Source organism: Streptomyces sp. NPDC047315 (assembly GCF_040643215.1).
GTDB lineage: Bacteria > Actinomycetota > Actinomycetes > Streptomycetales > Streptomycetaceae > Streptomyces.
Genome location: NZ_JBEYTZ010000008.1, coordinates 233,652 through 246,099 on the forward strand (window position 1 = coordinate 233,652; position 12,448 = coordinate 246,099).

Here is a 12,448-nt window from a genome sequence, read left to right on the forward strand (position 1 = left end):
CCGGCCCCCTCCCGGCACCCTCGAAAGCCGCAGCACGAAAGCGCACCCTTCTGTCATGAGCACCAAGAAGCTGAACGTCACGCAGTCGAACGTCACGCAGTCGTACATCGCGAAGTCGGGTACCAGGAAGTTCCGGGCGTCGACCCTCACCGCCACCGCGACCGCCGCCGTCCTGGCCCTCACCCTCACCGCCTGCGGCGGCGGCTCCAACGGCTCCTCCTCCGCCGGCGGCAAGCACGACCCGAACGCCACCGTGAACATCGGCTCCCTCTACGAGCCGCAGAACCTCGACAACACGGGCGGCGGCGGCCAGGGCGTCACCGAAGCCCTCCACGGCAACGCGTACGAAGGGCTGTTCAAGCTCACCGACGCGGGCAAGGTCGAGCCGCTCCTCGCGGAGTCCCACCAGGTCAGCCCGGACGGACTGACCTACACCTTCACCCTCCGCGACGGCGTCACCTTCCACAGCGGCAAGCAGCTCACCAGCCAGGACGTCAAGTACAGCCTGGAGCGCGTGCTCGCCCCCGACTCCCAGTCGGCGCGCAAGAAGAACCTCTCCGTGATCAAGACGATCGCGACCCCCGACCCCCGCACCGTCCAGGTCACGCTCTCGAAGAAGTCGATCTCCTTCGTCTACAACCTGACCTACGTGTGGATCGTCAACGCCGACGCCAAGGACCTCAAGCAGCGCGAGGACGGCACCGGCCCCTACCGGCTGGACAAGTGGACCCGTGGCTCCGCCCTGAGCCTCGACCGCTTCGACCGCTACTGGGGCGACGCGGCGGCCAACAAGAAGGTCGTCTTCCGCTACTTCAAGGACGCCACCGCGCTCAACAACGCCCTGCTGACCAACGCCATCGACGTTGTCACCAGCGAGCAGTCCCCGGACGCCCTCGACCAGTTCGAGAACAACAAGAACTACAAGGTCAACGAGGGCAACTCGACCACCAAGCTGCTGCTCGCCTTCAACGACCGCGCCAAGCCCTTCGACGACGTCCGGGTCCGCCAGGCCGTTTCCTTCGCCATCGACGACAAGAAGCTGCTGGAGTCCGTCTGGGGCGGCCACGGCAAGCTGATCGGCTCCATGGTCCCGCCCACCGACCCCTGGTACGAGGACCTGACCGCGATCGACGCCCACGACCCGGAGCGGGCGAAGGAACTGCTGGCCGAGGCCGGTTACCCCAAGGGCTTCAGCCTCACCCTCGACACCCCCAACTACGACCCGCACCCCACGGCCGCCACCTTCATCACCTCGCAGCTCGCCAAGGTCGGCATCACCGTCAAGATCAACACGATCACCCCGGACGAGTGGTACACCAAGGTCTACAAGAACCGGGACTTCCAGGCCACGCTCCAGGAGCACGTCAACGACCGCGACCTGGTCTGGTACGGCAACCCGGACTTCTACTGGGGCTACGACGACCCGCAGGTCACCGCCTGGGTCGAGCAGGCCGAGCAGTCCTCCACCGCCGCCGAGCAGACCGAACTGCTGAAGAAGGTCAACCGCAAGACCGCCGAGGACGCGGCCAGCGACTGGCTCTACCTCTATCCGCAGATCGTGGTCGCCAACAACCGGATCTCCGGCTACCCCCTCAACGGTCTGAACTCGCAGTTCTACGCCTACGACATCAAGAAGGGCTGATGGCGCGCTACGTCCTGCGGCGCTTCGCCTTCCTGCTGGTGTCCCTGGCACTGGCGAGCGTCGTGCTCTTCGTCCTGCTGCGGATGCTCCCGGGCGACCCGGCGAACGCGCTCACCGCCGTCGGCGCCACCGACGAGCAGATCGCCGCCGCCCGCGAGGCCATCGGCTCCGACCGCCCGCTGCCGGAGCAGTTCGTGCACTGGGTGGGGCAGTTGGCGCGCGGTGACCTCGGGACCTCCTTCGTCAGCTCGCTGCCGGTGGGGCCCGAGGTCACGACCCGGCTGGAGGTGACCGTCCCGCTCACCCTCGCCGCGTTCGTGCTCGCCGTGCTCATCGCCGTGCCCGCCGGCTTCGTCGCCGCCCACAAGCGGCACACCTGGTACGGCGCCCTGCTCAACGGGGTCTCCCAACTGGGCATCGCCATCCCGGTGTTCTGGCTCGGCATGATCCTGGTCGTGGTGCTCGCGGTCAACGCGCGCTGGTTCCCCGCCGGCGGCTTCCCGCCCGACGGCTGGGCCGAGCCCGCCGAGGCGGTCCGCTCCCTGGTCCTGCCGGTCGTCACCATCGCCCTGGTGATGAGCGCGTCCCTGATCCGCTACGTGCGCTCCGCCACCCTCGACGTCCTCGGCAGCGACTACCTGCGCACCGCCCGCGCCCTCGGGTCGTCCTTCGGCGGCGCGATGTGGCGGCACGGGCTGCGCAACGCCTCCGTCCCCGTCATCTCCGTCCTCGGCATCGAACTGGCCTCCACCCTGCTGGGCGCCGTGGTCGTGGAGTCCGTGTTCGCGCTGCCGGGGCTCGGCTCCCTGCTCACCACCGGCATCAGCCAGCACGACTACCCCGTCATCCAGGGCGTGCTGTTCGTCTCCACCCTCGCGGTGCTGCTGATCGGCTTCGCCGCCGACCTCGTACAGCGGATCGTCGACCCGCGCCTGCGCGCCGGACTGTCGGGAGGCACCAAGTGACGTCCACCCCGACCCCGGTGACGACCGTCCAGGCCGCGGCGGCGCCCGCCACCGAGCGGCGCCGGGCCCGCCGCTCGTACACCCTGATCGCCGGCTGCACCCTGGCCGGCGCCATCGCCCTGCTCGCGCTGGTGTCCGTGTTCTGGCTGCCGTACGCCACCGACGACACCTCCGGCGGCCGGCTCGCCGCGCCCGGCGCCGACCACCTCCTCGGCACCGACAAGCTCGGCCGGGACCTGCTCACCCAGGTGATGAACGGCGCCAAGATCGCCGTACAGGCGGGCCTGGGGTCCGTACTGATCGCCGCGACCCTCGGCGTGCTCCTCGGCACCCTCGCCGCGTTCGCCCAGGGCTGGCTCGACGACACGCTCTCGGCCTTCCTCGACATCCTCATCGCCTTCCCCACCCTGCTGCTCGCGATGCTCGTCGTCGCCGCTCGCTCCGGCACCCTCGGCTCCGCGGTCCTCGCCATCGGGCTCGCCCAGAGCGCGGTCGTCGCCAGGCTCGTACGGATCCTGGTCAAACGCGTCCTCGCGCAGGACTACGTCACCGCCGCCCGCACCTCCGGCACCTCCTGGCCGAAGGTCGTCGCCGGACACGTCCTGCCGAACATCTGGCCCACCCTCGCGGTGAACCTGGCCCTCCAGTTCGGGCTCGCGGTCCTCGCCGAGGCCGGCCTGTCCTACCTGGGCCTGGGCGCGCCGCCGCCCAACGCGTCGTGGGGCCGGATGCTGCTGGAGGCGCAGGCCACCTTCACCACCGCGCCGGCCGCAGCCCTCGCGCCCGGCATCCTCCTGGTCGTCCTCGTCATCGGCGTCAACCTGATCGCCGACGGACTGCGCGACACCCTCGACCCGACCACCCGCGAAAGGCACGCATGAGCATCCTCGCCATCCGCGACCTGGTCATCCGCACGGCCGGCGGACGCACGCTCGTGGACCGCCTCTCGCTGAGCGTCGGCCCCGGCGAACGCCTCGGCCTCATCGGCGAGTCCGGCTCGGGCAAGTCCCTGACCTCACTCGCCGCCCTCGGCCTGCTGCCCGACGGCATGAGCGCCACCGGCAGCGTCGAACTGGCCGGCACCCAGGTCGTGGGCGCCACCGAGAAGCAACTGACGTCGGTACGGGGCCGACAGGCCGCGATCGTGTTCCAGGAGCCGCTGACCGCGCTCGACCCGCTGATGCGCGTCGGACGCCAGATTGCCGGCCCCCTCGCCCGCCACCGCGGCCTGAAGGGCGCCGCGCTCGGCCGCGCCGTCACCGACGCCCTGACCCAGGTGCGGCTGCCCGACCCCGAACGCCTCGCCCGCGCCTTCCCCCACGAGATCTCCGGCGGCCAGCGCCAGCGCGTCGCCCTCGCCATGGCCCTGGCCTGCGAGCCCCGACTGCTCATCGCCGACGAACCGACCACCGCGCTGGACGTCACCGTCCAGTCCGAGCTGCTCGACCTCCTCGACGAGCTGGTGCGGGAGCGGGAGATGGCCCTCCTCTTCGTCAGCCACGACCTCGCGGTGGTGGCCCGGACCGTGGAGCGGATCGTGGTCCTCAAGGACGGCCGCGCGGTCGAGGAGGGCACCGCGGACGAGATCGTGCACGCGCCCCGAGACCCGTACACCGCGGCGCTGGTGGCCAGCGCACGCCAGTTGGAGGACGCCCTGGACCGAGGAAGGACCCCGTGACGAGCACGAGCACCGAACCCGGCACCGCGACGCCGCCCCTGCTGGCCCTGGACCAGGTCTCCTACGCGTACCGGGGGAGCAGCACACCGGTCGTCTCGGACGTCTCCCTGTCCGTCGGCGCCGGCGAGAGCCTCGCCCTGGTCGGCGAGTCCGGTACGGGCAAGACGACGCTCCTGCGGCTCCTGCTCGGCCTGGCCCGGCCCACCGGCGGCACGGTCCGCTTCGACGGCGCGGAACTCCGGCTCGGCGACCGCGCGCTGATGCGCCGCTTCCGGCGCAGCGTGCAGTGCGTCTTCCAGGACCCGTACTCCTCGCTCGACCCGCGCCGGCGGGTGGGCCACACGGTGGCGGAGCCGCTGCGCTCCCTCGGCCTGGACACCCGTAGCACGGCCGGGCCCAAGGTGGCTGCCGCGCTGACCGCGGTCGGCCTGCCGCCGGACGCGGCGGACCGCTACCCGCACGAGTTCTCCGGCGGCCAGCGCCAACGCATCGCGATCGCCCGCGCCACGGTCTGCGATCCGCGGGTGCTGTTGGCCGACGAGCCCGTCAGCGCGCTGGACGTGACGACCCGCGTCAAGGTGGTGGACCTCCTCCACGAGCTGCGGGAGGAGCGCGGGCTGTCCCTGGTGATGGTCTCGCACGACCTCTCGGTGGTGGCCTCGCTCTGCGACCGCACGGCGGTCCTGGAGAAGGGGCGCGTGGTGGAGGAGTCCGCCACGTCCGCGGTGCTGGGTGCGCCGGTGCACCCCTACACCCGCCGCCTGGTGTCCAGCGTCCCCAAACTCCCCCCGAGCCGGGCCTAACCGGAGCGCGCGGTTTCGCCGTGCGGCGAGCTGCGCTGTGGCGTCTGCGGCCCGGTGGTGGGCTTGTCGCGCAGTTCTTCCCCCTACGCCCAGAGGGCGTGGGGGGACCCCCACCTACGCCCAGGGGCGTGGGGGGACCCCCACCTACGCCCAGGGGCGTGGGGGGACCCCCACCTGTGCCCTGCGGGCACGGGGGACCCCAGCGCTCCCAAAGACCCGCGCCGTTTCCCCGCGGGAGCGTTGCCATCTGCGGATGCATCGTGCTTGCTCGCGCAGTTCCCCGCGCCCCTGAAGACCCTCGCCCCAGCCCGCAGACAAGTGACGGGGTAGCGAAACAGGGGCGCGGGGAACTGCGCGAACAACCAAGTACTGCCTGCAGAGATCAACGCTCCCGCGGGGAAACGGCGGGGGCATCTAGAGGCGCTGGGGTCCCCCCGTGCCCGCAGGGCACAGGGGGAGGAACTGCGCGAACAGCCACGACGCACCCGCAGGGACCCGGCGCGCCGTCAGCGCCGCGGACCCGCCTCGGCCACCCGCACAAGCCCCCGCATCACGCGTTCGTCCTCGCCCATCTCCGGGTGCCACTGCACGCCCAACACCCACGCGTCCCCGGCCAACTCCACCGCCTCCACCGTTCCGTCGTCCGCGTGTGCGCTGGCGATCAGGCCGTCGGCCAGGCGGTCGACCGCCTGGTGGTGGTAGGTGGGGACGTCCGTCGGCTCCGGGGCCAGCGCGGCGTACCGCGTCCCCGGCACGGGGCGGACCCGGTGCGTGCTGAAGACTCCCACCCCGCCGGTGTGGCCGTCGACGTGCTGCACCAGCGTGCCGCCGAGGGCCACGTTCAGCACCTGCATGCCCCGGCAGATGCCCAGCAACGGCAGGCCCGCCTCCAACGCCGCGTCGACCAGCATCAGTTCCCAGGCGTCCCGGTCGCGCGCGGGCGGCCCGGTGCGCGGGTCCCGGTCGCTGCCGTACCGCACCGGTTCGACGTCCGCGCCGCCCGCGATGACCAGGCCGTCCAGCCGCGCCACCACCGCCCGCGCGGACGCCGCGTCCAAGTCGGGCGGCAGCATCGCCGCGAGGCCCCCGGACGCCTGGATCAGCGCCGGGTACGCGGCGGGCAGCAGGGCCGCGGGCAACTTCCACACGCCCCAGGCGGCCGGGTTGACATAGGTCGTGACGCCGATGAGCGGCTTGGTCATGGACTTCCGTTCGTTCTTGTGCACGTAACTGAGAGGTGCGGCGACCGTCAGCCGCGCCCCAACTCCGCCTCCGCCTCCGCCAACGCGGCGAACTCCTCCTCCGGAGCCTTCGCCACCAGTCGGTGGCGAGAGTAGACCGCGAAGTACGCGAGGGCCACGACGTACACCCCGAGTGCGATGAACGCCGCCTCCCGGTCCACGAGGAACGTCGCCACCAGCGCCAACAGCGCCAGCACGAACGCCACCGACGAGGTGAGCGTGCCGCCGGGCGTGCGGTACGGGCGGTGCAGGTGCGGCTCGCGGCGCCGCAGCACGATGTGGGAGAGCGCCATCAGCGCGTAGCTGATCGTCGCCCCGAACACCGCGATGTTCAGCATCCGCGCGCCGTTGCCGGTGGACGCGGCGAGCGCGAAGCCGATCGCCCCGGGGACCAGCAGCCCCAGGTACGGCGACTTGCGCCGGCTGGTGAGCGAGAGGAACCGCGGCAGGTAGCCGGCGCGGGAGAGCGCGAAGAGCTGGCGCGAGCCGGCGTAGATCAGGGAGAAGAAGGAGGCCACCAGGCCGGCGAGGCCCGCGTAGTTGACGAACCGGCTGAGCGCGGTGGGGTCCCCGTCCCCCTCCAGGGCGACGACCAGCGGATTCCCCGCGTCCTGGATCGCGGCCGAGCCCCGTGCGCCGGTCGCGGCGAGGAAGGTCAGCACGGCCAGCAGCACCAGCACGCCCATCGAGATGGCGAGCGCCTTCGGCATGGAGCGCACCGGGTCCTTCGCCTCCTCCGCGGCCAGCGGCACGCCCTCCACGCCGAGGAAGAACCACATCCCGAAGGGGAACGCCGCCCAGATCCCGAGCAGCCCGAACGGCAGCCACGACCCCGAGCCGAACGCGCCCTCGTCGACGGGGATGTCGTTGAGGCGGCCCGCGTCGAAGTCGGTGAACGCGCCCACCGCGAAGATCAGCAGCGCCGCCACCGCGATCGCGGTCACCACCAGGCTGAAGCGCAGCGCCTCGCCCACGCCCCACAGGTGGATCCCGATGAAGAGGACGAAGCAGACGAGGGAGATCGGCCAGCCGGACTCCAGCCCGAACAGCCCCAACGACTCGACGTAGTCGCCGATGAAGATGGAGATCGCGGCGGGCGCGAGGACGTACTCGATCAAGATGGCCGTGCCCGTCAGGAAGCCGCCCCAGGTGCCGAGGGCGCGTCGGGCGAAGCCGTAGCCGCCGCCCGCGGTGGGCAGGATCGCGGAGAGTTCGGCCAGGGAGAAGACCAGACAGGCGTACATCACGCCCATCAGCAGCATCGCGATCGCCAGCCCGCCGAAGCCGCCCTCCGACAGCCCGATGTTCCAGCCGGAGAAGTCGCCCGAGACGACGTAGGCCACGCCGAGTCCGGTGAGCAGCAGCCACCCCGCACTGCCCTGGCGGAGCATCCGCCGTCTCATGTACGCGTCGCTTTGATGGTCCGCGCGGAGCTTCGGCTCCGGGTTCGGCGACGTCTCTCTGGTGCCTTCGGCCATGGCTCTCACTCCCGGCGTGCAAAGGTTTAGGGCGACACCTTTGCGGTACGGGACGGCTCTGCGCAAGCCCCGTGCAGCAACAACCGACCTCCCCTCACGCGCTCATGCCCCCTCATGACAAGAAGCCCCGCAGCAGCGCGGCGGTGCCCTCGCAGTGCTCCCGCATCACCTCGCGCGCGCCGTCCGCGTCCCCGTCGAGCACCGCGTCCACCACCGCGCTGTGCTGTTGCTGCGAGTGCTCCAAGTTCCGCACCAGCAGCGGAATGCAGTCCAGCAGGTCGTTGAGGGTGGCCCGGACGCCCGCGTACTGCTTGGTCAGCGACGGCGAGCCGGACAGCTCGGCGAGGGTGAGGTGGAAGAGGGTGTCATGGCGCCGGTACTGGTCCAGCGGTGCGTCGTGGGTCGCCGCGAGGGCGTCGTGCAGCCGGCGCGCGCCGGCCCCGTCGAGGCCGTGGGCCGCGCACAGCCCGGCCGCCCCCACCTCCAGGACCTCGCGGAAGCGGAGGGTGTCCTCGACGTCCACCCCGGCCAGCCGGCGCCGCAGTTCCTCCTCGCCGCGGGCGTCGGGCCGCGGCAGGACGAAGGTCCCGCCGTACCGGCCGCGCCGGCTCTCCACCAGCCCCTGGTCCGTCAGCACCTTCAGCACCTCGCGCAGGGTGACCCGGCTGATGCCCATCCGCTCGGCCAACTCGCGCTCCGCTGGCAGCCGCTCCCCGGCCGGCACCAGGCCGAGCCGCAGCAGTTGCAGGACCTGTTCCAGCGCCCCCTCGAAGCCGTTGCCCGCGTGCACCGGACGCAGCACCGGAGTCAGCCGGTCCGCGGCGGCCTCCGCCCCGCCGCCCGGCCCGTCATCCGCCCCGGGCCCACCTGCCGTGCCCGTGTGCGTATCTCCCGTATGCGCATGGCTTCTCCCGCCCATCCCGTCGGCCCCGCCCATCCCACTCGTCTTCGCCACGTCGACGAATCCTCTTCCCAAGCAATGGTCTTCAGCAATACCTTATGGCTCCCGGCCGGTCCGGTCGGCCGGCCCCCGGCTGACCTTAGGAGGCGTGATCCCGTGGCAGACCGCAAGCCCCCGCTCCCGCTCACGGAGCTGCGTGCCCTCGTCGAGAGCGGCGAGATCGACACCGTGGTGCTCGCCTTCCCCGACATGCAGGGGCGGCTCCAGGGCAAGCGGTTCGCCGCCCGGTTCTTCCTGGACGAGGTGGTGGAGCACGGCACCGAAGGCTGCAACTACCTCCTCGCCGTCGACCCGGAGATGAACACCGTCGACGGCTACGCCATGGCCTCCTGGGACCGCGGATACGGCGACTTCGCCATGCTCCCCGACCTCGACACCCTGCGCCGCGTGCCCTGGAACGAGGGCACCGCCCTGCTGATCGCCGACCTGGCCTGGGACGACGGCGCACCCGTCGTCGCCGCCCCCCGCCAGATCCTGCGCCGCCAACTCGACCGCCTGGCCGAGCGCGGCTGGCGCGCGAACGTGGGCACCGAGCTGGAGTTCATCGTCTTCAAGGACACCTTTGAGCAGGCGTGGGACCGCGACTACCGCGGCCTGACCCCCGCCAACCAGTACAACGTCGACTACTCCGTCCTCGGCACCGGCCGCATCGAGCCCCTGCTGCGCCGCATCCGCAACGAGATGACCGCGGCCGGACTGACCGTGGAGTCCGCCAAGGGCGAGTGCAACCCCGGCCAGCACGAGATCGTCTTCCGCTACGACGACGCCCTCGTCACCTGCGACCAGCACGCCGTCTACAAGACCGGGGCCAAGGAGATCGCCGCCCAACAGGGCTGCTCGCTGACCTTCATGGCCAAGTACAACGAGCGCGAGGGCAACTCCTGCCACATCCACCTCTCGCTCGCCGACGCCGACGGCGCCAACCTCATGGCCGGCGACGGGCCCGACGGCATGTCGCCCGTGATGCGCCACTTCCTCGCCGGACAGCTCGCGGCACTGCGCGAGTTCAGCCTGCTGTACGCGCCCAACGTCAACTCCTACAAACGCTTCCAGCCCGGCACGTTCGCCCCCACCGCGGTGGCCTGGGGCCACGACAACCGCACCTGCGCGCTACGGGTCGTCGGCCACGGCCGCTCGATGCGCTTCGAGAACCGGCTCCCCGGCGGCGACGTCAACCCCCACCTGGCCGTCGCCGGGCTGATCGCCGCCGGGCTGTACGGAGTCGAGCAGGAGCTGGAACTGCCCGAAGCCTGCACCGGCAACGCGTACACGGCCGGCCACGCCCAGGTCCCCACCACCCTGCGTGAAGCCGCCGAGCTGTGGGAGACCAGCGTCATCGCCAAGGCCGCCTTCGGCGACGAGGTCGTGGCCCACTACCTGAACATGGCCCGCGTCGAACTCGCCGCTTACGACGCCGCCGTCACCGACTGGGAGCTGCGCCGCTCCTTCGAACGCCTGTGACCGGTGCGCCGCCCCCCCGCCACGTACGAGAGGAACCCCGTGCCCCCCGAGCACCACGACGTAACGAACCCCGCCACGGGCGAACTCGTCGCGCAGGTCCCCGCGACCCCGCCCGCCGAGGTCGACGCCGCCGTCGCCCGCGCCGCCGCGGCCCAGCGGGGCTGGGCCCGGGCCGCCCCCGCCGACCGGGCCCGGCTCCTGCGCCGCTTCGCCGCCGCCGTCGACGACCACGTCGAAGAGCTGGCCCGCCTGGAGACGACGGAAGCCGGCCACCCCATCGGCAACGCCCGCTGGGAGGCCGGCAACGTCCGCGACCTCCTCGACTACGCCGCCGGGGGAGTGGAGCGGCTGACCGGCCGACAGATCCCGGTCGCCGGCGGCCTCGACGTCACCCTCCTCGAACCCCTCGGCGTCGTCGGCGTCATCGCACCCTGGAACTTCCCCATGCCGATCGCGGCCTGGGGCGTCGCGCCCGCCCTCGCCGCCGGCAACGCCGTCCTGCTGAAACCGGCCGAGACCACCCCGCTGACCGCGCTGCGCCTCGCCGAACTCGCCCTCGCGGCCGGCCTGCCGGAACACCTCTTCCAGGTCCTGCCCGGCGCCGGCGACGTCACCGGCAACGCCCTGGTCGAACACCCCGGCGTCGCCAAGATCGTCTTCACCGGCTCCACCCGGGTCGGCAAGGAGATCATGGCCAAGTGCGCCGACGGCGTGAAGCGCCTCACCCTCGAACTCGGCGGCAAGAGCCCCAACGTCGTCTTCGCCGACGCCGACCTCGAAGCCGCCGTCGCCGCCACCCCCATGTCGTTCCTCGACAACAGCGGCCAGGACTGCTGCGCCCGCACCCGCATCCTCGTGCAGCGCTCCGTCCACGACCGCTTCCTCGAACTGCTGGCGCCCGCGATCGCCTCCGTCGTCGTCGGCGACCCCGCCGACGAGGCCACCGCCATGGGTCCGTTGATCTCCCGCGCCCAACTCGACCGGGTCCGCTCCTACGTCCCCGAGGGACTGCCCGGCATCCGCGGCACCGCCCCCGAAGGACCCGGCTTCTGGTACCCGCCGACCGTCCTGACCGACGTCGCACCCGACGCGCCCGCCGCCCGCGAAGAGGTCTTCGGACCCGTCGCCGTCGTCCTGCCCTTCGAGGACGAGGCCGACGCGATCCGACTGGCGAACGACACCCCGTACGGGCTCTCCGGCTCCCTGTGGACCCGTGACGTGGGCCGCGCGATCCGCGTCTCGCGCGCCGTGCGCGCCGGCAACCTCTCCGTGAACTCCCACTCCAGCGTCCGCTACTCGACCCCGTTCGGCGGCTACCAGCACTCCGGCCTCGGCCGTGAACTCGGCCCCGACGCCCTCACCGCCTTCACCGAGACCAAGAACGTCTTCTTCAGCACGGAGGTCTGAGCACCCATGACCGAACCCCGCTCCAGCAACGACACCGAGCCCGTCTGCCGTCGACTGGTGGGCCGCACCGCCGTCATCACCGGCGCCGGCAGCGGCATCGGCCTGGCCACCGCCCGCCGGCTGGCCTCCGAAGGCGCCAGCGTCGTGTGCGGCGACGTCGACGCGACCGCGGGCAAGGCCGCGGCCGAAGCCGTCGGCGGCACCTTCGTCCAGGTCGACGTCACCGACGCCGACCAGGTCGAGGCGCTGTTCCGGACCGCGTACGACACGTACGGCTCCGTCGACGTCGCGTTCAACAACGCGGGCATCTCGCCGCCCGACGACGACTCGATCCTCACCACCGGACTCGACGCCTGGAAGCGCGTCCAGGAGGTCAACCTCACCTCCGTCTACCTGTGCTGCAAGGCCGCCATCCCCTACATGCAGCGCCAGGGCCGCGGCTCCATCATCAACACCGCGTCCTTCGTGGCGATCATGGGCGCCGCCACCTCCCAGATCTCGTACACCGCCTCCAAGGGCGGCGTGCTCGCGATGTCCCGCGAACTCGGCGTGCAGTTCGCCCGCGAGGGCATCCGCGTCAACGCGCTCTGCCCCGGCCCCGTCAACACCCCGCTGCTCCGGGAGCTGTTCGCGAAGGACCCCGAGCGGGCCGCCCGCCGACTGGTCCACATCCCCGTCGGCCGGTTCGCCGAGGCGGACGAGATCGCCGCCGCGGTCGCCTTCCTGGCCAGCGACGACTCCTCGTTCGTGAACGCCACAGACTTCCTGGTGGACGGCGGCATCAGCGGCGCGTACGTCACCCCGCTGTAGAC

11 protein-coding genes are annotated in these 12,448 nt (G+C 71.9%); 8 read left to right on the forward strand and 3 right to left on the reverse strand.

What is annotated here, in order from left to right:
• Positions 1-55: 55 nt before the first annotated feature.
• The 5 genes from ABZ842_RS11820 to ABZ842_RS11840 are packed head-to-tail and all read left to right on the forward strand — an operon-like array spanning position 56 to position 5,088.
• A complete protein-coding gene (locus tag ABZ842_RS11820; protein ID WP_361535720.1) occupies positions 56-1,642 on the forward strand; it encodes an ABC transporter substrate-binding protein in 1,587 nt (528 codons plus the stop codon).
• The gene (locus ABZ842_RS11825) at positions 1,642-2,607 is read left to right on the forward strand and encodes an ABC transporter permease (protein WP_361535723.1); all 966 of its coding nucleotides are present in this window, start codon (positions 1,642-1,644) and stop codon (positions 2,605-2,607) included. The genes ABZ842_RS11820 and ABZ842_RS11825 overlap by 1 nt, the downstream gene beginning before the upstream one ends.
• Complete coding sequence (locus ABZ842_RS11830) at positions 2,604-3,488, forward strand: ABC transporter permease (protein ID WP_361535726.1); 885 nt, start codon at positions 2,604-2,606, stop codon at positions 3,486-3,488. The genes ABZ842_RS11825 and ABZ842_RS11830 overlap by 4 nt, the downstream gene beginning before the upstream one ends.
• Positions 3,485-4,285, forward strand: a complete 801-nt coding sequence (locus tag ABZ842_RS11835) for an ABC transporter ATP-binding protein (RefSeq protein WP_361535729.1) — start codon at positions 3,485-3,487, stop codon at positions 4,283-4,285. The genes ABZ842_RS11830 and ABZ842_RS11835 overlap by 4 nt, the downstream gene beginning before the upstream one ends.
• Positions 4,282-5,088 (forward strand): ABC transporter ATP-binding protein, encoded by an 807-nt coding sequence (locus ABZ842_RS11840; protein WP_361535733.1) that lies wholly within the window; start codon positions 4,282-4,284, stop codon positions 5,086-5,088. The genes ABZ842_RS11835 and ABZ842_RS11840 overlap by 4 nt, the downstream gene beginning before the upstream one ends.
• A 506-nt stretch (positions 5,089-5,594) precedes the next feature.
• Here the strand turns inward: ABZ842_RS11840 and ABZ842_RS11845 are convergent.
• The 3 genes from ABZ842_RS11845 to ABZ842_RS11855 form a co-directional block, all read right to left on the reverse strand.
• Positions 5,595-6,290, reverse strand: a complete 696-nt coding sequence (locus ABZ842_RS11845; RefSeq protein WP_361535736.1) for a gamma-glutamyl-gamma-aminobutyrate hydrolase family protein — start codon at positions 6,288-6,290, stop codon at positions 5,595-5,597.
• Positions 6,291-6,337: 47 nt separating this feature from the next.
• A complete protein-coding gene (gene eat, locus ABZ842_RS11850; protein ID WP_361535739.1) occupies positions 6,338-7,807 on the reverse strand; it encodes an ethanolamine permease in 1,470 nt (489 codons plus the stop codon).
• 112 nt (positions 7,808-7,919) lie between these two features.
• Positions 7,920-8,762: an FCD domain-containing protein gene (locus tag ABZ842_RS11855; protein WP_361535742.1), complete on the reverse strand. Its 843-nt coding sequence runs from the start codon at positions 8,760-8,762 to the stop codon at positions 7,920-7,922.
• Between the two features lie 102 nt (positions 8,763-8,864).
• Between ABZ842_RS11855 and ABZ842_RS11860 the strand changes: the two genes are divergently transcribed.
• Genes ABZ842_RS11860 through ABZ842_RS11870 form a run of 3 tightly spaced genes read left to right on the forward strand, consistent with a single transcriptional unit; the run spans position 8,865 to position 12,446 of the window.
• Positions 8,865-10,229, forward strand: coding sequence for a glutamine synthetase family protein (locus ABZ842_RS11860; protein WP_361535745.1), 1,365 nt, complete (start codon positions 8,865-8,867; stop codon positions 10,227-10,229).
• Between the two features lie 39 nt (positions 10,230-10,268).
• Positions 10,269-11,636 carry an aldehyde dehydrogenase family protein gene (locus ABZ842_RS11865; protein WP_361535748.1) on the forward strand — a complete coding sequence of 456 codons (1,368 nt, stop codon included), beginning with the start codon at positions 10,269-10,271 and terminating at the stop codon, positions 11,634-11,636.
• Between the two features lie 6 nt (positions 11,637-11,642).
• Positions 11,643-12,446, forward strand: coding sequence for a 3-oxoacyl-ACP reductase (locus tag ABZ842_RS11870; protein WP_361535751.1), 804 nt, complete (start codon positions 11,643-11,645; stop codon positions 12,444-12,446).
• The last annotated feature ends 2 nt before the right edge of the window (positions 12,447-12,448 follow it).